At 41.1% G+C, this 25,215-nt stretch carries 22 protein-coding genes; 14 read left to right on the top strand and 8 right to left on the bottom strand.

The features are described 5' to 3' along the window. The first annotated feature begins 3 nt into the window (after positions 1 to 3). Entirely contained in the window at positions 4 to 1,269 is a 1,266-nt protein-coding gene (locus I6J02_RS05040; RefSeq protein ID WP_201680717.1) for a DUF1501 domain-containing protein, read from the top strand. Between the two features lie 33 nt (positions 1,270 to 1,302). Next, a complete protein-coding gene (locus tag I6J02_RS05035; RefSeq protein ID WP_236582300.1) occupies positions 1,303 to 2,559 on the top strand; it encodes a hypothetical protein in 1,257 nt (418 codons plus the stop codon). Between the two features lie 79 nt (positions 2,560 to 2,638). Here the strand turns inward: I6J02_RS05035 and I6J02_RS05030 are convergent, their stop codons facing one another. Further along, entirely contained in the window at positions 2,639 to 3,049 is a 411-nt protein-coding gene (locus tag I6J02_RS05030) for a BrxA/BrxB family bacilliredoxin (RefSeq protein WP_003000873.1), read from the bottom strand. 169 nt (positions 3,050 to 3,218) lie between these two features. Between I6J02_RS05030 and ahcY the strand changes: the two genes are divergently transcribed. Next, the gene (gene ahcY, locus I6J02_RS05025) at positions 3,219 to 4,535 is read left to right on the top strand and encodes an adenosylhomocysteinase (protein WP_201680716.1); all 1,317 of its coding nucleotides are present in this window, start codon (positions 3,219 to 3,221) and stop codon (positions 4,533 to 4,535) included. Between the two features lie 60 nt (positions 4,536 to 4,595). Here ahcY and I6J02_RS05020 read toward each other — a convergent pair whose 3' ends face one another. Continuing rightward, positions 4,596 to 5,138: an AAA family ATPase gene (locus tag I6J02_RS05020; protein WP_201680715.1), complete on the bottom strand. Its 543-nt coding sequence runs from the start codon at positions 5,136 to 5,138 to the stop codon at positions 4,596 to 4,598. Positions 5,139 to 5,240: 102 nt separating this feature from the next. Between I6J02_RS05020 and I6J02_RS05015 the strand changes: the two genes are divergently transcribed. Further along, positions 5,241 to 5,720: a hypothetical protein gene (locus tag I6J02_RS05015; RefSeq protein WP_201680714.1), complete on the top strand. Its 480-nt coding sequence runs from the start codon at positions 5,241 to 5,243 to the stop codon at positions 5,718 to 5,720. Here I6J02_RS05015 and pnuC read toward each other — a convergent pair. From pnuC to upp, 3 genes are all read right to left on the bottom strand, one after another. Beyond that, positions 5,709 to 6,308: a nicotinamide riboside transporter PnuC gene (pnuC, locus tag I6J02_RS05010; RefSeq protein ID WP_201680713.1), complete on the bottom strand. Its 600-nt coding sequence runs from the start codon at positions 6,306 to 6,308 to the stop codon at positions 5,709 to 5,711. The two genes, I6J02_RS05015 and pnuC, sit on opposite strands and share 12 nt — an antisense overlap. 60 nt (positions 6,309 to 6,368) lie before the next feature. Next, entirely contained in the window at positions 6,369 to 6,842 is a 474-nt protein-coding gene (locus I6J02_RS05005) for a ribonuclease H-like YkuK family protein (protein WP_003000862.1), read from the bottom strand. 160 nt (positions 6,843 to 7,002) lie between these two features. Beyond that, positions 7,003 to 7,647, bottom strand: coding sequence for a uracil phosphoribosyltransferase (gene upp / locus I6J02_RS05000; RefSeq protein WP_003011495.1), 645 nt, complete (start codon positions 7,645 to 7,647; stop codon positions 7,003 to 7,005). 125 nt (positions 7,648 to 7,772) lie between these two features. Between upp and uvrB the strand changes: the two genes are divergently transcribed. From uvrB to I6J02_RS04970, 6 genes are all read left to right on the top strand, one after another. After that, the gene (gene uvrB, locus I6J02_RS04995) at positions 7,773 to 9,806 is read left to right on the top strand and encodes an excinuclease ABC subunit UvrB (RefSeq protein WP_201680712.1); all 2,034 of its coding nucleotides are present in this window, start codon (positions 7,773 to 7,775) and stop codon (positions 9,804 to 9,806) included. Between the two features lie 234 nt (positions 9,807 to 10,040). Next, positions 10,041 to 11,495 (top strand): hypothetical protein, encoded by a 1,455-nt coding sequence (locus tag I6J02_RS04990; RefSeq protein ID WP_201680711.1) that lies wholly within the window; start codon positions 10,041 to 10,043, stop codon positions 11,493 to 11,495. 80 nt (positions 11,496 to 11,575) lie between these two features. Further along, positions 11,576 to 12,355 carry a hypothetical protein gene (locus I6J02_RS04985; protein ID WP_236582299.1) on the top strand — a complete coding sequence of 260 codons (780 nt, stop codon included), beginning with the start codon at positions 11,576 to 11,578 and terminating at the stop codon, positions 12,353 to 12,355. Between the two features lie 176 nt (positions 12,356 to 12,531). Continuing rightward, positions 12,532 to 13,566 carry a glutamate 5-kinase gene (gene proB, locus I6J02_RS04980; RefSeq protein ID WP_201680710.1) on the top strand — a complete coding sequence of 345 codons (1,035 nt, stop codon included), beginning with the start codon at positions 12,532 to 12,534 and terminating at the stop codon, positions 13,564 to 13,566. Further along, a complete protein-coding gene (locus tag I6J02_RS04975) occupies positions 13,547 to 14,815 on the top strand; it encodes a glutamate-5-semialdehyde dehydrogenase (protein ID WP_201680709.1) in 1,269 nt (422 codons plus the stop codon). Before proB ends, I6J02_RS04975 begins: the two co-directional genes overlap by 20 nt. 13 nt (positions 14,816 to 14,828) lie before the next feature. Continuing rightward, positions 14,829 to 15,230 (top strand): hypothetical protein, encoded by a 402-nt coding sequence (locus I6J02_RS04970; protein ID WP_201680708.1) that lies wholly within the window; start codon positions 14,829 to 14,831, stop codon positions 15,228 to 15,230. Positions 15,231 to 15,314: 84 nt separating this feature from the next. Here I6J02_RS04970 and I6J02_RS04965 read toward each other — a convergent pair whose 3' ends face one another. Next, positions 15,315 to 17,117 (bottom strand): M60 family metallopeptidase, encoded by a 1,803-nt coding sequence (locus tag I6J02_RS04965; protein ID WP_201680707.1) that lies wholly within the window; start codon positions 17,115 to 17,117, stop codon positions 15,315 to 15,317. A gap of 126 nt (positions 17,118 to 17,243) precedes the next feature. After that, the gene (locus I6J02_RS04960; RefSeq protein ID WP_201680706.1) at positions 17,244 to 18,137 is read right to left on the bottom strand and encodes a LysR family transcriptional regulator; all 894 of its coding nucleotides are present in this window, start codon (positions 18,135 to 18,137) and stop codon (positions 17,244 to 17,246) included. Between the two features lie 134 nt (positions 18,138 to 18,271). On the opposite strand from I6J02_RS04960, the gene hutH reads away from it, so the two are divergent. The 4 genes from hutH to hutG are packed head-to-tail and all read left to right on the top strand — an operon-like array spanning position 18,272 to position 24,118. Further along, the gene (gene hutH / locus I6J02_RS04955; protein WP_201680705.1) at positions 18,272 to 19,846 is read left to right on the top strand and encodes a histidine ammonia-lyase; all 1,575 of its coding nucleotides are present in this window, start codon (positions 18,272 to 18,274) and stop codon (positions 19,844 to 19,846) included. A gap of 4 nt (positions 19,847 to 19,850) precedes the next feature. Next, positions 19,851 to 21,110: an imidazolonepropionase gene (hutI, locus tag I6J02_RS04950; protein WP_236582298.1), complete on the top strand. Its 1,260-nt coding sequence runs from the start codon at positions 19,851 to 19,853 to the stop codon at positions 21,108 to 21,110. Positions 21,111 to 21,121: 11 nt separating this feature from the next. Next, positions 21,122 to 23,122 carry a urocanate hydratase gene (locus I6J02_RS04945; protein WP_201680703.1) on the top strand — a complete coding sequence of 667 codons (2,001 nt, stop codon included), beginning with the start codon at positions 21,122 to 21,124 and terminating at the stop codon, positions 23,120 to 23,122. Between the two features lie 12 nt (positions 23,123 to 23,134). After that, positions 23,135 to 24,118 carry a formimidoylglutamase gene (gene hutG / locus I6J02_RS04940; protein ID WP_201680702.1) on the top strand — a complete coding sequence of 328 codons (984 nt, stop codon included), beginning with the start codon at positions 23,135 to 23,137 and terminating at the stop codon, positions 24,116 to 24,118. A gap of 71 nt (positions 24,119 to 24,189) precedes the next feature. Here hutG and nrdF read toward each other — a convergent pair whose 3' ends face one another. Then, positions 24,190 to 25,176, bottom strand: a complete 987-nt coding sequence (gene nrdF, locus I6J02_RS04935) for a class 1b ribonucleoside-diphosphate reductase subunit beta (RefSeq protein ID WP_003000821.1) — start codon at positions 25,174 to 25,176, stop codon at positions 24,190 to 24,192. Positions 25,177 to 25,215 lie beyond the last annotated feature (39 nt).

Below are 25,215 nucleotides of genomic sequence, written 5' to 3'. Positions count from 1 at the left end.
AAGATGTTAAACAGACGGGCATTTTTAAAAAATTCAGGGTTGGGTCTATTTGGAATAGGTCTGATGGGGGGTATTCCGGCTTTTTTAGCGGAAGCAGTTGCCAGAGAAAAATTATTGAACCCCTACAGCAAGCGTAAGGTGATGGTCTGTATTTTTCAACGTGGAGCTATGGACGGCTTGATGGCTGTAACACCATTTCTGGATACACATTTGCAGGCTGCACGTCCTGATTTATTTTTATCGGCTGCAAAATCAGAAGGAGCATCAGCTCTGATTGATCTGGACGGAAGATACGGGCTGCACCCCGGGATGAAAGCATTTGAGGAAGTCTTCCGTGAAAACCGGCTGGCAATCGTTCACGGAATGGGATCACCTAATACCACACGTTCTCATTTTGATGCGCAGGATTATATGGAGTCCGGTACTCCTTTTGAGAAAAATACCAGCAGTGGATGGTTGAATCGTGCGGTTGGATTATTGGGACACGATAGTCTGACTCCTTTTTCAGCCGTCAGTATCACAGCAGCGCTACCCCGTTCATTATATGGTGAGCATGAAGCATTAGCCATCAGCGACATTAAAAATTTTAAGATACAGGGTAAAGGTGTGACCTTTAATCAGAATGCAAAGAGTTTTGAAGATCTGTATGATAATACGGTAAATGAGGTGTTACGTGATACCGGGAAGGAAAGCTTTGAAGCAATGAAGATGCTGCAAAGTAACGCGGTTAAAAATTATCAGCCTGCCAATAATGTAACTTATCCTGGAAGTAACCTGGGTAAGTCTTTGAAGCAAATTGCACAATTGATCAAAATGGATGTAGGGCTTGAAGTCGCCTTTACGGAAAGTAATGGTTGGGATACGCATTTCAATCAGGGAAAAGATACCGGTATTTTTGCCCGTAATGTTGCTGATCTTTCCAATTCTATAATGGCTTTCTGGAAAGATATCGAAGCATATCAGGATGATGTCACCGTCATGACAATGACTGAGTTTGGCCGGACCGTACATCAGAATGGAACAGGAGGAACCGATCATGGACGCGGATCCTGCAATTTTATTCTGGGGAATCAGGTGAATGGTGGAAAAGTGCACGGAAATATGGATGAGCTGGCAAAAGAAAATCTGGAAGATGGAAGAGACCTTAAAGTGACAACGGATTTCCGGGCTGTCTTTTCAGAGGTTGCCGACAGGCATCTGAAGTTAAATGATGATAAAATATTATTTCCCGATTGGAATGGACAATCTATCGGTCTAATGAAGGCATAATGTTTGCTTGGTCATGAGAAATAATATTAAATTATGATCAGATTTATTTTTTCTTCGATTCTTTTGATGATGAGTTTCACCTTACAGGTATCTGCCCAACAGACATTACCTGTAAAGCGGCCTTTGCTTGTCCCTTTTCAGGTAAATGGAGAATATGGGTTAATGGACACCCTGGGTAATGAAGTTAAAGCACCGGGTTTTTGTGTATCTGTTAAAGTGTACAGAGATTTTTCTTACTATGTCATTGTAGATAAAGACGCCAAAGACAACTATTTCTATTGGCTTATGGATACGCAGACTGGCAAGCCTGTTAATATGGGAACCCTCAAGGATAGCAGTCCGTTAATAATTGTCGGTGACATTGCCTATTACCATTTTGAAAAGGATAATAAGACTGTAATCGCTTCTCCGGTGAATCATCAAAGTTTTACACTGGATAAGATTTATTCCAGAATAGAAGCGTTTAGCATTTATGATTCGGCTAGAAAAAATAAGACACAATACCTTGCTGTATATGATACAGATAGAAAAGGGAGAATTATTTCAGTGGCAGATCAGTTTCGAAAAGTTGCAACAATCCCTCCATTTGAAAAATTAGAACTTATCAGTGCTACCCTTGATGAAGGTTATTCACGTTATACCTTTCCGGTAGGCTTTGCTGTAGACGAAATTGTTCCAAAAAAAGCTCCTGTTACACCCGTGAAAACTGCCGCAAAGGGTAAAGCTAAGAAGTCAGACAGGCTGGAACCTCCTGAAGCAATTAAACCACCGGAAATGTACAAGCCGATAAATATGGATGGGCAGGATGAAAACTGGAAAGCCGTTATCTATGATAATCAATTAGTCCGTAAAGGAGAAAGCTTAACGACTGATTCGGCATTAACTGCTCTTTTTGGAGCAAAAGTAAGATTGTCCCGCAATATTCCCGGAGATATATCTGCGGGCTCAGGTATAATAAAGGCCGGAATCGGAGGCAATCAGGGTGAAGAGCTCAATGATGAATTTGCAATCAGACAGCTTACAAAGGAAGTATCAGGCGGGGCATATCGTGAAATCCACTACTTCGGACATATAAATAAGGATAATACCTTTACTGAACTGATCTCTCAGGATGAGGCTCAGTTTAACTGGGCCTATCAGAACAATTCCCCGTTGCTTTCTATCCGTTACTATAAAGATGGAGGAAAGGTAACAGCCTATTTTGATTTCAATGGTGCGGTATTACCAAAAAATAAATTGATGGTGCCGGCAAAATATTATACGGGCAGCATGAGCCCTTACCTATTCTAAGAGAAACTAAAAAGAAACAAAAAAAGCTGTTCCACAATTGCGGAACAGCTTTTTTGTTTCAAAAATCAAAATAGATGATCTAGCAGTACTCGTCAAATGCAGCAACCAGATTGTCTGCAATCATTTGTGCCGGGCGACCTTCGATCATATGTCTTTCAATCATGTGCACCAATTTACCGTCTTTGAAAAGAGCCATTGCCGGTGAAGACGGCGGGTAAGGCAACATGTATTCACGTGCTTTATCTACAGCATCTTTTTCCATACCTGCAAATACAGTGACCAGTTTGTCAGGATGTTTTTCATTTTTTACAGCAGCTTTAGCAGCAGGTCTTGCATTTGCAGCAGCACAACCACATACGGAGTTTACAACTACAAAAACAGTTCCTTCAGAAGGAATTGCTGAATCTACTTCTGCAATGGTCTTTAACTCCTGGAAACCAGCATCCGTAAGCTCCTTACGCATGGGTTCAACTAAATATTCTGGATACATTTCTTCTCTTTTTAAATTAAATATCTACAAATATAAGGCACTTATACTCCCCCGTCAAGTTTATACTCTCAAATGAATGTCAGATTTGTAAATGCCAAAAAGCTAATGTTTTGAATTGACTGTCGTTAATGGTATTTTTGTATTCTAAATTTTAAAAGAGAAAATTATTATGTCATCAATAGAAAGCACGTACGTACCGTACAAAGTTAAAGATATCAGCCTTGCAGAATGGGGTCGTAAAGAGATTGAACTGGCAGAAGCTGAAATGCCGGGTTTGATGAGCTTGCGTGAGGAGTTTGGGGCTGCCAAACCACTTAAAGGAGCTCGTATTGCAGGATGTCTGCATATGACTATTCAGACAGCGGTATTAATAGAGACTTTGGTCGAGTTGGGAGCAGATGTGACCTGGTCATCCTGTAACATCTTTTCTACCCAGGATCATGCTGCGGCTGCTATTGCAGCAGCGGGTATCCCTGTGTATGCATGGAAAGGCATGAATACGGAAGAATTTGACTGGTGTATCGAACAAACCTTATATTTCGGAGAAGATCGTCAGCCCTTGAATATGATCCTGGATGATGGTGGTGACCTGACAAATATGGTTTTTGATAAATATCCTGAACTTATCAGCGAAATAAAGGGATTATCAGAAGAAACGACTACAGGTGTTCACCGTCTGTATGAGCGTATGAAAAACGGAACATTGCACCTGCCTGCAATCAATGTGAATGATTCGGTTACGAAATCCAAATTTGATAATAAATACGGTTGTCGTGAATCATTGGTAGATGCTATTCGTCGTGCAACAGATCTGATGCTGGCTGGTAAAGTTGCCGTAGTAGCTGGTTATGGAGATGTGGGTAAAGGATCTGCAGAATCTCTGCGTTCAGCGGGAGTACGCGTTATCGTAACGGAAATTGATCCGATCTGTGCACTTCAGGCTGCAATGGAAGGATTTGAGGTTAAGAAATTCGCAGATGCAGTAAAAGAAGCTAATATCGTGGTGACTACTACCGGAAATAAAGATATCGTTCGTGCTGAGCATTTCAAAACAATGAAGGATAAAACTGTAGTATGTAATATCGGACACTTTGATAATGAAATTGATGTAGCCTGGTTAAATACGAACTACGGTAATACCAAGATTGAGATCAAACCTCAGGTTGATAAATACACTATTGATGGTACTGACATTATTTTACTGGCAGAAGGTCGTTTAGTAAATCTGGGATGTGCTACAGGACACCCTTCCTTCGTGATGTCGAACTCGTTTACGAATCAGACGCTGGCCCAATTAGAATTGTGGACTAACACGGCTGCTTATGAAAATAAGGTGTATACGTTACCAAAACACCTGGATGAGAAGGTTGCACGTCTTCACCTGGCAAAAATCGGTGTGGAATTAGATACGTTAACGGAAGATCAGGCTGCCTATATCGGGGTTACGGTTGACGGCCCTTATAAAGCGGACGCTTATCGATACTAAGAGATTATCCTAATATAAAAAAGAGCTTCCTCCGAAAATTAAGATGAAGCTCTTTTTTTGTTAAGTATGTGATAGGATTACGTATTCTTCTATCGCTTTCAATGCATTTTGCAACCGGTCTTCTCCTAATCCTGAAATAAGTTTGTATCTGGCTCCTAAGCTGTTGAGCTCTTTTTTCCAGACCTCCAAGAAATGTTCCCGTTCATTTGGAAAATCACGCAGAGGATCATCCTCCCAGGGCAGATCTATATCCATAAGCAGGTACAGGTCGTACTCTCTGCATGTGATCTCATTTTTAACTTCATCCGGTGTCTCTCCAAACAGGTAATCGCACCATACTTTGACGGTCAGGATCGTAGTGTCGCAGATCAGGATATGATGTTGAGAAAGTGGAATAAGGCTGTCTTCAAGAGCAATCTGTCCATAATACATATTGACTTCATCCTGCAGCGTATATTCATTTTTTAGATTTTTACAATATTCGCGGGCATACTCCGGTACGCATACTGTATTGAAATGTCGGGCTATGGCTTGTGCAATGGTCGATTTTCCTGTAGATTCGGGGCCTACCACTGCTATTTTCTTTAAAATCTGATTCGCCATTCTTTATATTCCTCTTAATAGAGACAAATATATAAGAATAACTGTTCTTTATTGACCCTTTGACGGAATGCATATATATTTGATGAAAAATCTCAGACTAATATGCCTGTTAATTATTCAACCGACAAAAATATTATCGCTGTTTCAGATCCGGAGTATTCTGTTTTCGGATTTAGTATACTTCTCCTCCTGAGTGTAATTTCTGGTATAATTGTACTGATTCTGATTATTTCAGGCCTTGTAACTGGATTTGATATTATTTCTGTAATTGTTATATGTGTATTGCTGGGATGTAGTATCTATATGATTCGTATGTTATTATGGATACGTTACGGTAAAGAAATACTTGATATCTCTGATAAGCATCGACTGATTTACATTGCAGATTATCGTTACTTTAAGGATACACAGCCAGCTATTTCTTTACGTGATTTAAATATTGAATTTGTACCTGTAGCTGAGGATGAGAAGATAACCTTGCTTTTTCATAAGGATCAACAGAAGATACATACTGTTCATCCTCTTTCTTTAGCGGAAGCGCAGGAAGTGAAAACGGTCATATTATCCAGTTCAGGTAGTTAAATACGTCTTTTTCCAGTCTTTATAGCCTTTCCAGGCAATGAACGCGAAAGCAAGATACAGCACTGCTGTCAATAATAAATCCTTATGATAATAAAGCGGGATATAACAGATGTCTACAAATACCCACAATAACCAGTTTTGGAGTACTTTCCTGGTCATCAGGAATTGAGCTACAAAACTTACGGCCGTACAAAAGCCATCTATATAAGGTACATCGGAATTGGTCTGATAATCAAGGAAGGTTCCGAGAGCTGCTGTCAGAAGAATAATGATAGCCATTGTCTGTACCATCTGACGGTTCGTAAAACTTACAATAGGTTTGTCAGCTTCTCTTTTTCTTTTGATCCAGTAATACCAGCCGTATACAGCCGTTCCTAGAAAATAAATCTGTAATACCGCATCTCCGTAGAGTTTGCTATGGTAAAAAAGGTAGGCGTAGATAGTTACACTGATAATGCTGACAGGCCAGTTGAGGATATGTTGTCTGGCAGCAAGATAGACGCAGAGGAATCCGGTAATTGTGCCTATCCATTCGAGTAAAGAAGTCTGGACAAACTGCCGGGCAATTTGTTGAAAAAAGTCTTGCATACCTCTATTGCTTATCGCAGATAAAGATACAAAGTAAAGTTAGAAATCCTACTTTATACGTTACTGTACCAGTTTATTGGCACAATTTGTACTGGCGAAGGACTCCGGTTTTGCCTTAAACACAAATCCCATTCCCATAATATAGCCCATGGCTTCTTTGAGTGCAACGTTGGATTGGAAATTTGGATTGGTGTTGATGTCGGCGTGGACTTCGAGATCCACATGGTATTGATCGAGGAGGGGGCAGAGGTGGTAGGCGATTTCTATGGATTTCTGAACTTCAAGAAGCATCCGCTCTTTAATGCTCATGAGGTGGGTTCGCTTGTCTTTATGAATGAACATGAATCCGCCTTTGTGCTCTCGGAGGAAGACGATGACGGTAGCGAAGTCGATGGTTCCTCGTTTGACCTGAGAGTCGGTGCCGATGTAAACCTTGAGTTTGTTGCCAAGCCTCGTTTCCCGGGCTATGATTTCTTCAACGGCATCTGTAATAGGAATGCGAATATATTCGCCATTGTATTTTTGCCAATTCATAAAATATAAATTTTAGTGGTGAAAAAGAACGAATGATATAATAATATAAATGTAAGTGTTGTGTGTTGATTTTTAACATTTTAACTGCTAAATAATTGTTAATTAATTTCGTGCTTAACGTAAACTTCACGCTCTTGTTAGGATCAGTAGTTGCTGTGTTTTACTCTTTGTTTCCATACGCCAGGTCTCCTGCGTCTCCCAGTCCCGGTACTATATATGCTTTGCTCGTCAGTTCATTATCCACTGCTCCGATCCATAGTTGTGCTTCCGGAAGAAAGGCTCTGACGTGTTGTACTCCTTCTTCAGATGCAATCACCACGGCTATATGCAACTCTTTGATATTATAATCAGCAAGAAGGTCTTTGCAACACAGGACCAGACTACGGCCGGTGGCCAGCATGGGGTCTGCAATAATTACCACACGATCATCCAGATTCGGCGTATTGGTGTATTTTTTATGGATTTCGAACTCTCCGCTTTTCTTGGTGTGTCTGTATGCTGCAATAAATGCATTATCGGCCTGATCAAATACATTCAGAAATCCCTGATGAAAAGGAAGTCCTGCACGTATAATCGTTCCCAATACAGGATAATCTGAAGGAACATGTGTGTCAGCAACACCTAAGGGAGTATCTACAAAATGCTGACGGTATTCTAATGTCTTGCTGATCTCGTAAGCCATAACTTCACCTATACGTTCGAGATTGCGTCGGAAGCGCATTCTGTCCTGTTGGATTTTTACATCTCTGAGCTCTGCAATATATTGGTTGGCAATGCTGTTTTGCTTTGTAAGAATAGTCACCATAATAGTTGTGTTGTTTGTTACTCAATATACACAAAAAAATGAATTATTGTTTGCTACTGCTGGGATTTGGTACTTCGATAAGTTGAGAAAATTGCGTATTTTTATGTTTTATAGATGTACGGCAAATGAAATTCAAATTAACTTCCGAGTACCAACCAACCGGGGATCAGCCCCAGGCTATTAAAGAGTTAGTAGCAGGTGTGAATGATGGTGAAACATATCAGACTCTTCTCGGTGTTACAGGTTCGGGAAAGACGTTTACCATTGCAAATGTAATTCAGGAGACACAAAAGCCGGCACTGATTCTCAGCCATAATAAAACACTGGCGGCACAATTGTATGGAGAATTTAAACAGTTTTTTCCGGAAAACTCCGTGAATTACTTTGTGTCGTACTATGATTATTACCAGCCCGAAGCTTTTATTGCTTCTTCCAATACGTACATTGAAAAAGATCTTGCCATTAATGAAGAAATAGAAAAGTTGCGGTTAGCCACGACCTCTTCTTTAATGTCGGGCCGCAGAGATATTGTTGTTGTATCTTCTGTATCCTGTATTTATGGTATGGGGAATCCAGAGGATTTTTCCCGTTCTATTTTCCGCTTTGCAGTAGGAACAACTATCAGCAGAAATGCATTTCTTCACAAATTGGTGGAGATATTATATTCGCGTACAACTGCCGAATTTAAAAGAGGTACTTTCCGTGTAAAAGGAGATACTGTAGACGTATATCCTGCCTATCTGGATTATGCGATTCGGGTGTCCTTTTTTGGAGATGAGATTGATGAATTGAGTGCAATCGATCCGGTCTCTGCCAAGACAATTAATAAAATGGAAGATCTGGCCTTGTTTCCGGCCAATCTGTTTGTCACCCCTAAGGAAAAATTTACCCAATCAATCTGGGCTATTCAGGATGAATTGATGCAGCGTAAAACTCAACTGGAAGATGAAGGAAAGATGCTGGAAGCAAAGCGCCTGGAAGAGCGTGTCAACTATGATCTGGAAATGATGCGTGAACTGGGGTATTGCTCGGGGATTGAAAATTATTCCCGTTTCTTTGACGGCCGCCAGCCGGGAATGCGCCCCTTTACATTACTGGATTATTTCCCGGATGACTACTTATTAGTTATTGATGAAAGTCATGTTACTATTCCTCAACTTCGTGCTATGTATGGAGGTGACCGTTCCCGGAAAGTATCATTAGTAGAATATGGATTCCGTCTGCCGGCCGCGTTGGATAACAGACCGCTTAATTTTCCGGAATTTGAGTCGTTGACCAATCAGACCATATATGTTTCTGCTACTCCTGGTGATTATGAGTTACAGCAAACCGAAGGTGTGGTTGTGGAGCAAGTGATCAGACCTACTGGATTGTTAGATCCCGTTATTGAAGTACGTCCGGCTATTAACCAGGTGGATGATTTTCTGGAGCAGGTCGATAAAACAATTCAAGAAGGCGGACGTATACTGGCTACTACTTTAACGAAACGTATGGCGGAAGAACTGACCAAATATATGACTCGCCTGAATATTAAGGTACGCTATATCCACTCCGAGGTGAAAACCTTAGAACGTGTGGAAATCCTGCGTGGTCTCCGGCTTGGCGAGTTTGATGTATTAGTCGGCGTCAATTTGCTTCGTGAGGGACTGGATCTTCCGGAAGTGACTCTGGTAGCTATTCTGGATGCAGATAAGGAAGGTTTTTTACGTTCGGAGCGTTCTCTGATACAAACAATAGGGCGTGCTGCCCGTAACGATAAGGGACGTGTTATTATGTATGCAGATAAGATGACGGACAGTATGCGCATCACTATAGAGGAGACAAACCGACGTCGTGAAAAGCAGATGAAATATAATGAAGAGCATCATATTACTCCACGCACAGTAGGTAAGACAAGGGAAGAAATAATGGAACAGACTTCTGTTGCGGATTTCAACGGTATGGAACCTAAAATATATGTGGAACCTGATCCTACAGTAGCTGTGGCGGCTGATCCGGTGATGCAGTATCTGAGTGAGAAAGATCTTAAGAAAGCTATCGAAACAACTAAGAAACGTATGGAGAAAGCAGCAAAAGAAATGGATTTCCTTGAAGCCGCCAAGCTAAGAGACGAGATGTTCTCGCTGGAAAAGGCATATGATGACCGCTTTACTTCCTAATAGTTGTTTGTTGATATTTAATTTTTAATAGCGAAATAATTTGAAATTAAGATAAATTTTTAATACATTTAAATTATTATTGCTGTTGTATTCTTGAATAACTGTCGTTATTCTTTCAGGGTAATTCCCTTTTAAGCCAGGACTTTTTAATCAAAAATATGCTGTTATCTGATAGACATCAGATAACAGCATATCTGCACACCCTATTATTTTACTTTAAGTCTGTTTTGAATTATGAAAAGAAAAGCAAAACTTTATTTTGGACTATTTATCATATTGCATGTATGCTATTCATGCCGCAAATCGGGTCCTGTTCCGGAAGTAAGAGAAACCCATCGTGTAGATTTTGTACTGTCCGGTTTTACAGCCTCTGTTTCTTCTCTGGATAATGGACTGAAACTTCTGGCAAACTCCGGAAGCAACGTGCTATCAGAGCAAGCTTTATATTTCTGGTCCTTTAATAACGGTACTTTGAGACCTGATCTAGCATTAAATGAAGATGGAGTCCAATGGACTGTAACACCCAATAATGTTGATTTTGTAACGGGAAAGGCTTATGGGGAATATAATGCCGGACGTGCTGCGTCTTTTAGAGGTGTAACACAGATAGAGATCGCTATACCCTTGAAAGACGTAAAATCTTTAAATCAGTTAGCTTTTAATGCCTCGGGGTCAGATACTGGCCCTAAAGCATTGGATATCTTATATTCTGTGGATAATGGACTTACGTTTGTTGCGCTGCTTTCGGACTATGATATTAGCAGTATAAAGGGAACGGCCTGGGGAGATATTACTGCAGACCTGACCAAATTGCAGCGAACTGAAGAAATCCAGAAAATCATCTTCAGGCTTGTTTTGAAACGGGGTAACAACAGTCAATTCAATGAAAAAACGGGAACTATCCGAATTGATAATATGCGGCTTTCAGGATCTTATGATGGAAAGATTGTAACCGTAAACCCTCTTTTACGAAACTTATATTACCATATTTTCAACAGACAGGATCGCAAACTTGTAGCTGAAGGAAAGATAGAGCTTGAAAGAAATGCATTGGAAATGAACTTGCCTCTGACGCTGGCATCCGGAAGTTATGATGTCTCATTTATTTTGAGTCAGGCAGTTAAAACGCTGACTCTACCGCGCACGATCAAAACCGCGGATGATTATTATCTGTATAATACTTTTGATAATTCTGATAATGAGGTTTTCGGTGAAAGGATCATGAGCCTGGAAGTGGGGGAAGATCTGAAAGTTCCTCTGGTATTACAGCGTTATTATTCTCAGGTGAAATTTGAATTTACAGATAAAGCTGATCTTTCCGGAATCGGAAAAATAGAGATTGTACAGGAACACGAACTGCCCTATTATGTGCCTTTTAGTGAAGCCAGATTTCCGGATTTGTCCGATGGATCAGTTATTATATTTTATCCTGAATTTGGAAAAACACAACCTGAGCTGCAATTCAATCAGTTTCTTGGTTATCTTCCAGTTGCCAGGGACATAGGATATGCCCTGAAAGTATATAATAAGGATAATAAAATTATACGGGAATTTTCTGTTTCCTCTACATTAAAGCATAATATGAGATTGACGTTCAAGGGAATGTTACTGGAAGGCTTTTCATCTAATGCTAACTTTGCAATTCAGCTTAATGAGGAATGGGGAAAAGATGTGGAACAAAAATTTTGAGACTGGTTTCCGGATAAATACATAGGAGTTATGTAGCATTTGGCAGATGTTGTACGTTTTATGTAAAAAAACCTACTAATATGAAAGTGATCCAAAACCTATTTTTTGCTTTTCTGTCCTTGCTGTTATTCTCCTGTGAAAAAAGTGAAGAAAAACAGTCATCTGCTGAACCTGTTACTGTTTCGCTTATAGAACGAGCTGATGGATCTGCTAAAACTCTCCATTTAATTAATAAAACGGTAAAGATCTTTAATTGTGGTAATTATTACCTGCACAGCGATTTTAAACTGCAGAACGCAACAATTGTTCTAAATTATTATGATGTCAAGTCTCCGGATGTCTGCCTGACAAGTCTGGGACCTGCAGTTTCTCAGTTTGATTTGGTGAATCTGGAAAATAAAAGTTACCCTGTAGAGGTAAACATAGGCGGACAACAGATCAAGGGAAAACTGGAGGTGACAGCTTCTGATTATACATTGACCCTTCCTGAGCAGCAAATGGTAAAAGTGCTTTCTCCGAAACTGAATCGTCTTCCTGCTAATGTTATTTTTGGTTTTGTCAGAGCTACAAAAGAGAAAGCTGCGATTGTTGATCAGTTTTTAGCTGACTTGCAAAACAAAGGTGCTGTTGCTGTGCAATTACCTTCCGGAAAGTATACCATGTTTGAAGTGGATAATACAGGCAAAGTGATTATGGATCTCAGCGGATATAATTTAGCAAAACCATTTGCGTTGACTTACCAGGGTGATGTCGAGACATTAAAGACTTTGGTTAAAAGCTATAAAACAACTCATGGAACTGATTTTGATACTGAAATCCGTTTTTCGGATGGTACGGAGATTTATTCCTTTAAGCTGTAATTCTTCAGAAAATTTTATATTAACTGAACCTCACAGCCCTGCTGCTGGTATTCTTACCAACAGCAGGGCTGTGATTTATTTTATCCATTCTTTTACATATTTTGCTTGTTTTGTGTCTTTAACTTTTTAATTTTAGGGATTAATGTAAGGCAGAGATAAAAGAGCGGAGTAATAAAATGAAAAAACCTATACTGGTTGTCAAGTTTGGTTCAGCGGCAATCACATCAAAAGACGGTGAAATAGATGAACGAATTGTGTTGGAGATTGCACGGCAGTGTGCTGATTTGCAACAGAAATATAATATTGTACTGGTATCTTCGGGTGCTGTAGCTGCCGGTAAACGATTCTTGCCTAAATATTCCGGTACACTTTCTGAGCGTAAAGCTGCTGCAGCTATAGGAAATCCATTGCTGATCCGTACATACAGTACTTATTTCCGCCCATACAAAATTGCATTGGCTCAAAGCCTTTGTGAAAGGCAGCATTTTGCGAACCGGGATCAGTTTTTACAGTTGAAAAGTACGTATGAAGAACTCTGGAAAAATAATATTATTCCCATCGCCAATGAAAATGATGTCGTCAGTAATAAGGAGCTGAAGTTTTCCGACAATGATGAATTGGCCACATTGATTGCAGTCGGATTTGGGGCAGAACAGATTTTATTCAGTACTTCAGTGCCCGGAGTACTGGATGCCGATGGAAGAGTAATAGCGGAGATTAAAGTCGTTGATAAAGAAGCCTTGTCTCTTGCCAGAAAAGATAAATCTTCTGTAGGGCTTGGAGGAATGACTTCTAAGCTCAATTTTGCGCGCTTAGCGAGTCAGATGGGAATCCGTGCCGTTATTTTCAGCATGCAGACAGAAAATGGACTGCTGAAAGCTGTAAAAGGAGAGACAGGGACGGTCTGTCTTCCGCAGTCTAAGCGGGTGTCTTCTCGTAATAAGTGGATTGCCAGCGGCAGTCTGATCAAAGGCGAGGTACGTGTTGACGGCGGAGCGGTGGAAGCCCTTCAAAAACGTAAAAGTTTACTGGCAGTAGGTGTTAAAAATATTATTCAGGGGTTTGAAGCAGGAGAAGTATTTCATATCTCGGATGAAACGGGATTGAAAATCGCTGTGGCAAAAGCCCGGATAGATGCATCCGCTCTTACAAAACTGGATCAGAAAAAGAATGTAGAACTGGCGCATGCCAATGATATCGTACTCTTATAACGTGGAAAATATTACCTCACAGCTATTGGCTGCCCGTGCGGCAACCCAGGCTATTCAACATATTCCTGCTGAGAAAAGAGCGCAGGTACTTATTCAACTGGCAGAAGTGCTGGAACAGCATGTTTCCGAAATTTTAGAGGCCAATCAAACGGATCTGAATGCCATGGATAAAGAAGATCCTAAATATGATAGATTGCTCCTGACGGCAGAACGTATAAACGGATTATGCTCCTCTTTACGTGAAATAGCCTTATTGGAAGATCCTACAGGCAAGTTACTTTCTTCTAAAAGACTGGAAAACGGACTGTTAGTTGAAAAGAAGACAGTCGCTTTAGGTGTAGTCGCAGTAATCTATGAGTCCAGACCTAATGTATCTATAGATGTGGCAGCACTTTGTATCCACTCAGGTAATGTGTGTCTGTTGCGTGGCGGTAGTGATGCCTGGCATACCAATACGGTGCTGGTCAAACTTATCCGCAAGGTGCTGACTGATATGTCTGTTGATCCGGCGGTAGTACAACTTCTGCCGACCGACCGTAAATTTGTAACCGAACTGCTGGAAGCTACAAAATATGTGGATATTATTATTCCGAGAGGCTCGCAGTCACTTATTGATTTTGTGCGTAATCATGCTAAAGTACCCGTTATAGAAACCGGTGCGGGAGTGTGCCATACGTATGTGGAGACTACAGCAGATCTGGATAAAGCTGCAGCTATCGTTGCAAATGCGAAGATTAGTCGTCCTTCTGTCTGTAATGCTCTGGATACGGTATTGGTGGATCGGGAGATTGCAAATACGTTCTTACCTAAGCTGGTAGATGCTTTTTCAAAAGCGGAAGTAGAAGTTTTTGGTGACAATACTGCTTACGAAGTGTTAAAAAAGGAAAATTATCCATTTTTAAAGCATGCAGAAGAGTCGGATTTCGGTCGGGAATTTTTAGATTTGAAATGTTCAATTAAAGTATTGGATAACACGGAAGAGGCATTGGATCATATTGCTTTGTATTCTTCCCGGCATTCAGAATGTATTATCTCGAATGATGCGGAGAAAATTGAACGGTTTATGAATAGTGTCGATGCTGCGGCTGTGTATGCCAACGCCTCTACACGATTTACTGACGGTGGAGAATTCGGACTTGGAGCAGAGATCGGTATCTCTACTCAGAAACTTCATGCCAGAGGTCCTTTTGCTTTGGAAAAATTGGTTACGGAAAAATGGTTTGTGACCGGAGACGGACAGATCAGATAAGTTTAAAAGATAAATGGGAATTAGATTTGAGAAAGACTCGTTGATGAATTGGATGAACGAGATTGGTAAGTACCTTCGATTGATCAAAGATAAGTTTACAGCCTTTGACGAACCGGAAGATCCGGATTTTTTTGATAATGGATACAGTACGTTTTTCGGAAAAGACAGAGTTTTTTTTCTGAATCAGACTGCTGAATCCTTACAGGCTTATTTTCAGCAGGAGCTGGAAGTAGAACAACTTCGTCCACTGGCTCTTATTCTGATGAACGATGGTCTTCACACTGCAGATATAGAACAACAAAAGAATCTGCTGACTAAAGCGAAGCAAATATTGAATTATGTGATGTCACAGACTTCGAGTTTTGCTTTTGAGGATTATTCTTATTTGTCAACGATAGACAGTAAGCTCCGTTAAAGTTAGTTATGTCTTCCTGTTCTATCAGGAAGACATAACAAAAATCCAGGTTAAACCTACTTTGACCTGATTATTCAGCTGTTTTTACAAAACATCTGTACGTTTGCCATCCCAGCTGACAGCTTTGACTGCAGTTGCTCCCTCTGGTATATGTACAATAGTCTGCGTAGCGTCTGCTGATCCGGCTCCTACAAAAGCAATTTTAACTAATTTGTCTCCTGCGAAAGTTTCAAAGGCAACAGCATTCTTCCATTTGCTGTTATCAACGATTATCTTTTTATTTTCTTTTGTATACCCGGAACCTTTTGTGCCGGATAGGGCTAACTTATTTTTGTAGCTCAGTACACTATTGGCTGTAATGTAATGAAGCACGGGTGTGTTTGGTTTCGGATATTTGGCTGCGTAACTCTTCACTTGTTGAATATCATCTGGAGTAATGGTCATTTGCGCACAGGTATAATCATCTACCCACAGATCTATCGGGATCAAAAGTCCTGATTGTTCAAAGAAGTCTGTCAGATCAAGTTTTGCCGCATCACACGCATTCTTTATAAATTCAAGCTGATAATAAGCGTCTGGTTTATCTTTTGTTGTGGGCGCATTAATGGCTTTTGTGAAAATGTCACCGTAGAAGTTTTTGTTTTTCCATGCATTTCCTTCTCCTGCAACATTGAAGTATAATTGTAACTGCCAAAGAGGTACTAATTTAACAAAATGATCTCCCCCCCAATCACGCGGACGCTCTCTGTCCCAGCGGTCCGGGCCAGCCTGTGTCAGCCAGGGTTGGCGGTGTATAAAGGCCGACTCCATATAAGAAGTAATACGACCTCCGATCTTAGACTCATCATAATCTTTTAACTTTTCCCGTTCCAGCTTAGGTTGATTTTGATTATAGATATATTGTGTCCAGACAGAATAAATGTTATTTGTAACCTCGGTAGTTCCTACCCATTTCATATTTGGCCGAACCTGATTTACATGTCCAAATTCATGTGCTACACCCCAGGAATTTTTTCTGAGCCCTGCAACACTGGCAACATCTTTCATTGTATTGTTATGAAAAGCTGCTCCAATACCATCTGCATGCATAAATCCTTTCCATATAACACGTCCAAACATTCTGTTTTTCGGAATACGATTTGTTTGCTTAAGCCCCATCAGCTCATGTTGTATACCGATAATGGAGTCGTAAAGTTTAACCAGTTCAACACCCTGATGAGCAGCATTGGCTTGAAGGGATTCAACGGCATAAGCCAGTTGCACTTGTTTCCCGACAATATCCAGTACAGGCGCTGTCGCATTCGCCAGTAAGCTGTCCCAGTCTTCATTGCTGTGTTTACTGATATCAAAGATGCCATTCACTTTTCCGGAAAGGATATGTATTTTCACTTTGTTGTTACCAGCCTTGTCCGGAGTAAAATATTGAATGTAGGAATTTCCTTTATTTTCTATTTTAAAGGCATTATAGCCTTGTGTTAGGGGATAATCTTTTTGTTTAAATTCCTCATCATCCCAGTTGGTTACACGTAATGAAAGTTGGGTAGCATTTGTTTTTTCGACCCATAAAATGGCTGAATCTCCTGCTGAAAAGTAGATGCCTGTTGGATTTTCATATTGAGAGTAAGGGCTTGTCTTAAGTTTCTTTGCTAATGTCTGGGGAGATTCGTAATTGTTATATTCACGGTAGCGTTTATCCAGAGGATAGGTTTTAGTATACAATTGAGTGGCTACGTTTTTAAGCGCAGGATTCTGCAGCAGATCGATCTGTTTTTCGCCGATATTCTTTTTTAGCGTGGTCAAAGAAGCATCTTTGAAAATATCAGCTGGTCTGTTCTGTGCATAAGCGATACTGATCAGGGAGAGGCAAGTAATAAGTAGTCTTCTCATAATAGGTTTTGGAACTTTGAAAATCAAATATATCTAATCTGTTTTCAATTTTGTGCAGTCCGTTGCTGATCAATCGATTGCACTATTTTACTCCCGCAGAGAAAAGCATCTGAAGGCGCTGGTCTTCTATAAAAAGTAGTGTTCCAGTACAGATAGTAGTGCCGGAATACCCGGATTTCTGTTTTTTGGATTCCATATTAACGACAGTTGACTACGTTGCGGAATATCCTGCAGATCAATAAAATTGACGGGGACATCATAGCCAATCCGGAGAGAGCTGGGGACTATAGCTACACCCAGACCTTTTTCTACTAATTTGAATATACTAAGTGCGTTAACTGTTTTGTGATGTACATTGGGCACAAATCCATGATCCCCGAATATGCTCATAACCAATTCGTAATAAGCATTGCTGTAATCTCTCGAAAATAAAATAAAAGCTTCATCTCTGAACTGCTGCAGGGAATGGAAGTTGTCTTGTTGAATAGGATAATCTTTGGGAATAACCAGTGAAAAAGGTTCCTCTGTGATTTTTTTCAGAACTAATCCGCTGCTGGGGGTATCCATCCGAACAAAACCAAAATCAAGTTTATTATGCAGCAGGTATTCAACCTGTGTATTATTGGGAAGCTCATTCATGGCAACTTCAATCAAAGGATGTTCCTGATCCAGCTGATAAAGCAGGTCAGGCATGATGCTTTGAGCTGCTGAACCGATAAAACCAATGGATAGTTCTGTGATCTTGCCTTCTGCTCTCTTTTTAATTTGGGTTTTGATATTATCCAGTTGATTAAGCAGAATGTCAACCTCTGATTTGAGATATTGACCTGCATTTGTGAGTTGCACGGATCGTTTTCCTCTTTCAAATAAAACGGCGCCATATATTTCTTCCATCTGTTTGATCTGCCGGGTCAGCCCCGGCTGGGAAATAAATAAGCGTTCGGCAGCTTTCCTGAAATGCAATTCTTCCGCAAGTGTACGGAAATAGATAAGGTGTCTTAGTTCTATTTGATTACTCATGGTTATCAATTGTTGATAATATTGGTATTTCTAATTATCAAATATAGCAGGTAAATTTGATAAAGGACAATTTATAGTTATGCATATTTATTATACTGTATGCATATAATCTATTATAAAAACTACATAACGATATGATTAAGCCACTATTTCATTACGGAGAAGATCATCTAAAGGTTTCTACAGCCTTGGCGATAAGCAATGGACAATATACAGGTATACTTACTGAGGAAAGTCGTGAGCGTATCAGGAAGAGTGCGGGATTAGTAGAAAAGATCGTGTCTTCAGATCGTATTGTTTACGGTATTAACACCGGTTTCGGACCGCTTTGTACTACGTTGATCAGTCGTGATGATACCCGATTGCTGCAGGAAAATATTCTAAAGAGTCATGCTGTTGGAGTGGGGGAGCCTATTGATGTTGAATTATCTAAACTCATGCTGATTCTGAAAGCGCATGCTTTGGCCAAGGGATTCTCAGGAATTCAGGAAAGTACCATAGATCGTATTATCTGGCATATTGAACATGACGTAATTCCGGTTGTACCTAAGCAGGGATCTGTAGGTGCTTCAGGAGATCTGGCTCCTTTGTCACATTTGTTCCTGCCTCTGATCGGTTTAGGGAAGGTGCATTACAAAGGTGAGATACGTGCAACAGGAGAGGTGCTTGCTACATTTGGCGCAGAACCTTTGCACCTGGCTGCAAAAGAAGGTCTTGCACTGATCAACGGAACGCAATTTATTGCGGCTCATGCGGTCAAAGGGGTAGAAAAATTTCATCAGGTACTGATGCAGGCGGATTTGATAGCAGCTTTGATGCTGGAAGGATTGAATGCATCTATAAAACCATTTTTCAGTGAATTACACGAGCTAAGAGCTTATGCGGGTAATCAGTTTGTCGCAGATACCATTTATCATTTACTGGAAGGGTCTGAGATTGTCACCTCTCATGCCAATTGTTCGCGCGTACAGGATCCTTATTCCCTTCGCTGCATTCCTCAGGTTCATGGTGCTTCACGTACCGCCTGGCTACATCTGAAAGAACTGGTGGAAACGGAAATCAATTCTGTAACGGACAATCCTGTGCTGATTAATGAAGATCTGACCATCAGCGGTGGAAATTTTCACGGGCAGCCTTTGGCAATGGTCATAGACTATGCCTGTCTGGCAGCTTCCGAAATCGGAAATATTGCGGATAGAAGAGTATATTTATCATTGGAAGGCGATACGCCTAATGTTCCTAAGCTTCTGTTGCGTTCTACGGGACTGAACTCTGGTTTTATGATTTTGCAATATACTACAGCTGCTCTTGCAAGCGAAAATAAAGGACTTTGTTTCCCGTCAAGCGCAGATAGTATTCCGACATCTCTGGGCCAGGAGGATCATGTGAGTATGGGGTCTATAGGAGGCAGGAAATTGCTGCAAGTGCTGGATAATGTGCAAAAGATACAGAGTATAGAACTATTGTGTGCTGCACAGGCGCTGGATTTCCATCATCCGCTGAAACCTACACCTGTTGTGGAAGCTGTACACGCACATGTGCGGTCAGTAATTCCTCATCTGGAAGAAGATCAGGCTATGTCAGAAATTATGGAAACAGCACAGGCACTGACATACTCCGGCGAACTGGTAGCTGTAGCAAGAGCAGCAGCAAAACAGGAAAATAAACCTTATCCGGGTAAGGGAAGTAATTTATTTGATGAATTTTAAGGATATGAACTACGAAAATCAATATCGTCTTGTAGGGCCATTCAGAGAAGTGCTGACTATGACCGGTCTGCCGTTAAAAGGTGCCTTGCAAGATCAGCAACTTCATATTGAAAAAAATGCCGGTATTCTTATCCAAGGAGACAGGATAGCACGTATTGCTGATTTTGAATTGCTGCGGTCCGAATCGCAATATCCGGATCTGGAGCTAACGCTTATAGAAGAGGATACGGTCGTGATCCCCGGAATGATTGACGTGCATACACATATTGCATTTGCCGGTACCCGTGCGAACGATTTTGCCCTTCGCAATGCGGGAAGTTCTTACCTGGAAATTGCAGAGAGCGGAGGTGGTATCTGGAGTACAGTCAAGGATACGCGTGCAGCTTCTGCAGCTGATTTGGTAGATCTTATTCTGGAACGGGCAGCGGTCTTGATCCGTCAGGGTGTCACAACTATTGAAGTGAAGAGCGGATATGGGCTGAATGTGGAAGAAGAGCTTAAGATTTTACGTGCCATCAAGCAGGCTGCTAAAACCTGCAAAGCAAAGCTGATTCCTACCTGTCTGGCTGCACATACTTTACCAAAGGACTTTGAAGGGAGTCATGAAGCTTATTTAGAAATACTTGTCAATGAGTTATTCCCTGTTCTCCAGGAGGAGCAGCTGAGCAATCGAATTGATGCATTTGTTGAGAAAAGTGCTTTCTCTAAGGAGCAGATCAAGCCGTATTTTGAGACTGCCAAGGCTTTAGGTTTTGATATCACGGTACATGCGGATCAGTTCAGTACTTCAGGAAGTGAAGTCGCTGTTGCATTTGCAGCTAGGAGTGCCGATCATCTGGAGAGTTCGGGAACTCCCGAAATTGAGTTGCTGGCTGCTTCAGATGTTATTCCTGTTGCTTTACCGGGGGCATCTATGGGTATAGGCTGTGCCTTTACACCGGCAAGAAGATTGCTGGATGCAGGTGCAAGTCTGGCTATCGCCACAGACTGGAATCCCGGTTCAGCTCCAATGGGACATTTGCTGACTCAGGCATCTGTACTGGCTTGTTTTGAGAAACTTAGCAATGCAGAGGTGTTTGCAGGCGTAACATACAGAGCTGCAGCAGCTTTGGGATTGTCCGATCGGGGCATGTTGTCCAAAGGTGCTAAGGCGGATTTTGTGTTGTTCCCTACAGATAGCATTAAAGAAATTACATACCATCAGGGTCGTTTGGAACCTGTACAGGTGTGGATAGATGGAGCAGTTGTTTTTGATCATAAATAAAAACCAGAGAGATGACATTTCAGGAAGAGATCTTACAAGGTATTCCAGCGGAATTGCCGGTAGAAAGAAGCAGAAATAGTAAAGTGAGCCATGCGCCAAAGCGTAAGGATATACTGAATAAAGAAGAGAAGAAACTTGCTTTGCGGAATGCATTGCGCTATTTTCCAAAAGAATGGCATGCTGTATTGGGTAAAGAATTTTTAGAAGAACTTGAACACTACGGGCGTATTTATATGTATCGTTTTATGCCTTCTTATGATCTCTATGCAAGACCTGTAACGGAATATCCTGCTAAAAGCCGTCATGCGGCTGCTATTATGCTGATGATTCAGAATAATCTGGATCCTGCCGTGGCGCAGCATCCGGAGGAACTGATTACATACGGGGGTAACGGGGCTGTGTTTCAGAACTGGGCACAATACAGACTTACAATGCAATATCTGGCTAATATGGAAGATAATCAGACTCTGCATATGTATAGCGGACATCCGATGGGTTTGTTTCCTTCCTCTACTTTTGCTCCACGTGTCATCGTGACAAATGGTATGATGATACCTAATTATTCTAAACCGGATGATTGGGAACGTTATAATGCCTTAGGAGTCACGCAATACGGACAGATGACTGCAGGATCTTATATGTATATCGGTCCGCAGGGTATTGTGCACGGCACGACGATCACGGTAATGAATGCATTGCGTAAAAAGCTGAAAGCAGGCGAAGACACGAAAGGAAAAGTTTTTCTGACATCTGGTCTGGGAGGAATGAGCGGCGCACAGCCAAAGGCCGGAAATATTGCCCGCTGTATTACGGTGTGTGCAGAGGTAAATCCGGATGCTGCTCACAAGCGACATAAACAGGGTTGGGTGGATGAATTATATGAGGATATCGATACACTGGTTGTGCGATTAAAATCGGCAATAGCGCAGCAGGAGGTCGTTTCATTAGCCTATATTGGTAATGTGGTGGATCTGTGGGAACGATTTTATGAAGAAGAAATCTTTGTGACAGTTGGCAGTGATCAGACTTCTCTGCATAATCCCTGGTCGGGTGGTTATTATCCGGTGGAAATTAGTTTTGAAGATGCAAACCGTATGCTTGCAGAGGAACCGGAGCTGTTTAGGCAGAAGGTAAAAGAAACACTGGTAAGACATGTGGAAGCGATCAATAAGCATACCGGAAGAGGAACATATTTCTTCGACTATGGAAATGCGTTTCTTCTGGAATCCGGTCGGGCAGGTGCAGATGTATTTGCAGCAAATGGTACAGATTTCAGGTACTCTTCATATGTACAGGATATTTTGGGGCCTATGTGTTTTGATTATGGTTTCGGGCCATTCAGATGGGTGTGTACCTCAGGGCTTGAAGCTGATCTTCAATTGACGGATCAACTGGCACTTGAGGTTATGCAGGAGTTGCAGGCCGATGCTCCTCAGGATATCGTACAGCAGCTGGAAGATAATATACAATGGATTAAGGCTGCACAGGCGAATAAACTTGTGGTAGGTTCTCAGGCTCGTATATTGTATGCGGATGCGGAAGGAAGGATAAAAATTGCGCAGAAATTTAATGAGGCAGTGAGAATCGGGCGGTTGTCTGCTCCGGTAGTTCTTGGACGGGACCATCACGATGTGAGCGGTACGGATTCTCCTTACAGAGAGACGAGCAATATCTATGATGGCAGTAAATTTACTGCAGATATGGCGATACATAATGTGATTGGTGATAGTTTCCGTGGCGCAAGCTGGGTTTCTATTCACAATGGCGGAGGTGTCGGTTGGGGAGAAGTGATCAATGGCGGATTCGGAATGGTTCTTGACGGAACTTCTGAGGCTGATGAAAAATTAGTACAGATGTTATTTTTTGATGTAAATAACGGTATCGCCAGACGTGCCTGGGCTCGCAATCCGGAAGCCTTATCTGCGATAGAACGTGAATTGCAACGTTCCAAGCAGTTGCAGATTACACGCGCTTCCCTGGTGGATGATGCTGTTATTGATCATTTATTCTAAAGGTCAGGTAGTATGGGATATTTACAGAACGAAGATTACCAGCCCGGGAATGCCCTTTTGTGGCAGGGAAGGACTGATGGCTCTGATGATGCTTATCTGCGTTGGCATCAGGTTGTTCAATGTATTGATCTTTCGGGTGAAGTGAAGCTGTCACCAGGAAGCTATGTCTTGCTTGGATTCTGTAGTGATGAGGGTGTAAGACGTAATTCAGGCCGGGTGGGTGCTGCACAGGGACCAAAATCTATCCGCGAGGTACTGCGTAATCTTCCTGTACATCATGATGCAGAAGTAACTGTATATGATGGAGGGGATATCTTGTGTACAGCAGGTAATCTGGAGCGGGCGCAGCAACAGCTCAGTTTAGTGATTCGACAGGTTTTGGAGCTTGGTTGTTTTGCGATTGTACTTGGAGGTGGACATGAAGTCACCTACGCACATTTTCAGGGTGTATCTCAATCTGTCGGAAAATTGAAGGAAATCGGTATTATTAATTTTGATGCACATTTTGATTTACGTGAACCTGTAGACGGGATTGCAACTTCGGGCACAGGTTTCTTTCAGATAGCTGAGGATTTGCACAAGCAGGGTAAACAATTACATTATCTGGCACTTGGCATTCAGAAAATCAGCAATACAAAGGTTTTGTTTGAGACAGCAAATGAGTTTGGTGCCACTTATATCACTGCTGATGAGATGGGGAATTCTTTTCAACAGGAACATATACTTCTTCAGTTGGAACAGTTTATAGCAAAAGTAGATTGTATTTATATGACGATCGATCTGGATGTGTTTGCTGCAGCGTATGCTCCGGGAGTAAGTGCTACTGCTTTTTGTGGGATTTTACCGGATCAGCATTTTTTTAAGCTGTTTAATACTATTCTGAACAGTGGCAAGTTAAGATCCTATGATATTGCTGAACTTAATCCTGTATTTGATGTGGATAACAGGACGGCGAAACTGGCCGCTGACCTGATCTTTAAATCAGTATCGGGATAAGGAAGACTTTATTATAACAGAAAAAGCCACTACATCTAGTGGCTTTTTCTGTTATAAATTTATGTAAATGGTTATACATTTACTGTTGCATCCATCTGGAAGTCTTCATTCATCAAGTGTACGATTTCAGTTGCTTTCTCGTAATTCGTTGATTTTTTAGAGAAGAAGTCATGTTGTGTTGTTTCTGTATTCAAACCATTCAGAACGATTGGGTTGACTTGTTTTACTTCAAAAATCGGATCGAAACCTAAGTTCATCAACGCTTTGTTACCATTGTAACGTACATATTCTTTTACTTCTGCTGTTAATCCTACAACTGTATAGATTTCTTCTGTGTATTTTAATTCATTTTCATAGAGCTCGTTTAATAGGGTAAGGAAACGGGCTTTAACTTCTTCTTTATTCGGAATACGTCTGAAAATATCCTGTGCAATTAATCCTACGAATACACCGTGGATAGATTCGTCTGCAATGATCTTCTTGATGATATCTGCTGAAGCTACCATCTGACCTTGTCCACATAACCAAAGTGGCAGGAAGAAACCGGAGTAGAACAGGAATGATTCTAATAGTACGGAAGCTCCCAGAGCCATGAACAATTCTTCGTCAGTAGGATCTTCTTTATCAATAGAACGGTAATATTTGTCGATAGTCTGCGCTTTAAACTGAAGATGCTTATTCTGCTCTACCCATCCGAACACATCATTGATTTCATTTGTCGTAGATACGGTCGTGAAAATAGTAGAATATGATTTGGCATGGATTGCTTCCATCATACACATATAAGACAATACAGCTTTATTCTGCAAAGAATCGATATGATCAATGATTTTCGGCATTCCGGTGTGACTTTGTAATGTATCTAATAATGTCAGTCCGCCTAATGCTTTTTTGTAACATTCTTTCATATCCCAGCTCAGACCTTTCCAGCTGTCAATATCTTTTGAAGGAATGTATTCGGTATCGATCCAGAACTGTTTTATATTCTGCTCCCAGAACATTAATGCATAATCATTGTCCGGGGTATTCCAGTTTACCGCTCTAATTTTTCTGTTCATGGTGGTATTCGTTAAAAGAAGCCGAATACTAACGACTGT

Origin of the sequence: Sphingobacterium spiritivorum (genome assembly GCF_016725325.1) — a bacterium.
Taxonomy (GTDB): domain Bacteria; phylum Bacteroidota; class Bacteroidia; order Sphingobacteriales; family Sphingobacteriaceae; genus Sphingobacterium.
This window is presented reverse-complemented; position numbering and strand designations above follow the sequence as displayed.

Bases quoted from the DNA above. Each gene is read 5' to 3' on its own strand.
- I6J02_RS05015 (WP_201680714.1), top strand. From the start codon at position 5,241: ATGCCTGTTAATTATTCAACCGACAAAAATATTATCGCTGTTTCAGAT.
- I6J02_RS04970 (WP_201680708.1), top strand. From the start codon at position 14,829: ATGGGAATTAGATTTGAGAAAGACTCGTTGATGAATTGGATGAACGAG.
- I6J02_RS04960 (WP_201680706.1), bottom strand. From the start codon at position 18,137: ATGAGTAATCAAATAGAACTAAGACACCTTATCTATTTCCGTACACTT.
- hutH (WP_201680705.1), top strand. From the start codon at position 18,272: ATGATTAAGCCACTATTTCATTACGGAGAAGATCATCTAAAGGTTTCT.
- proB (WP_201680710.1), top strand. From the start codon at position 12,532: ATGAAAAAACCTATACTGGTTGTCAAGTTTGGTTCAGCGGCAATCACA.
- I6J02_RS05040 (WP_201680717.1), top strand. From the start codon at position 4: ATGTTAAACAGACGGGCATTTTTAAAAAATTCAGGGTTGGGTCTATTT.
- I6J02_RS05005 (WP_003000862.1), bottom strand. From the start codon at position 6,842: ATGAATTGGCAAAAATACAATGGCGAATATATTCGCATTCCTATTACA.
- ahcY (WP_201680716.1), top strand. From the start codon at position 3,219: ATGTCATCAATAGAAAGCACGTACGTACCGTACAAAGTTAAAGATATC.
- hutI (WP_236582298.1), top strand. From the start codon at position 19,851: ATGAACTACGAAAATCAATATCGTCTTGTAGGGCCATTCAGAGAAGTG.
- I6J02_RS05030 (WP_003000873.1), bottom strand. From the start codon at position 3,049: ATGTATCCAGAATATTTAGTTGAACCCATGCGTAAGGAGCTTACGGAT.
- hutG (WP_201680702.1), top strand. From the start codon at position 23,135: ATGGGATATTTACAGAACGAAGATTACCAGCCCGGGAATGCCCTTTTG.
- I6J02_RS04990 (WP_201680711.1), top strand. From the start codon at position 10,041: ATGAAAAGAAAAGCAAAACTTTATTTTGGACTATTTATCATATTGCAT.
- pnuC (WP_201680713.1), bottom strand. From the start codon at position 6,308: ATGCAAGACTTTTTTCAACAAATTGCCCGGCAGTTTGTCCAGACTTCT.
- I6J02_RS04945 (WP_201680703.1), top strand. From the start codon at position 21,122: ATGACATTTCAGGAAGAGATCTTACAAGGTATTCCAGCGGAATTGCCG.
- I6J02_RS04975 (WP_201680709.1), top strand. From the start codon at position 13,547: ATGATATCGTACTCTTATAACGTGGAAAATATTACCTCACAGCTATTG.
- I6J02_RS05035 (WP_236582300.1), top strand. From the start codon at position 1,303: ATGATCAGATTTATTTTTTCTTCGATTCTTTTGATGATGAGTTTCACC.
- I6J02_RS05020 (WP_201680715.1), bottom strand. From the start codon at position 5,138: ATGGCGAATCAGATTTTAAAGAAAATAGCAGTGGTAGGCCCCGAATCT.
- I6J02_RS04985 (WP_236582299.1), top strand. From the start codon at position 11,576: ATGAAAGTGATCCAAAACCTATTTTTTGCTTTTCTGTCCTTGCTGTTA.
- I6J02_RS04965 (WP_201680707.1), bottom strand. From the start codon at position 17,117: ATGAGAAGACTACTTATTACTTGCCTCTCCCTGATCAGTATCGCTTAT.
- upp (WP_003011495.1), bottom strand. From the start codon at position 7,647: ATGGTGACTATTCTTACAAAGCAAAACAGCATTGCCAACCAATATATT.
- nrdF (WP_003000821.1), bottom strand. From the start codon at position 25,176: ATGAACAGAAAAATTAGAGCGGTAAACTGGAATACCCCGGACAATGAT.
- uvrB (WP_201680712.1), top strand. From the start codon at position 7,773: ATGAAATTCAAATTAACTTCCGAGTACCAACCAACCGGGGATCAGCCC.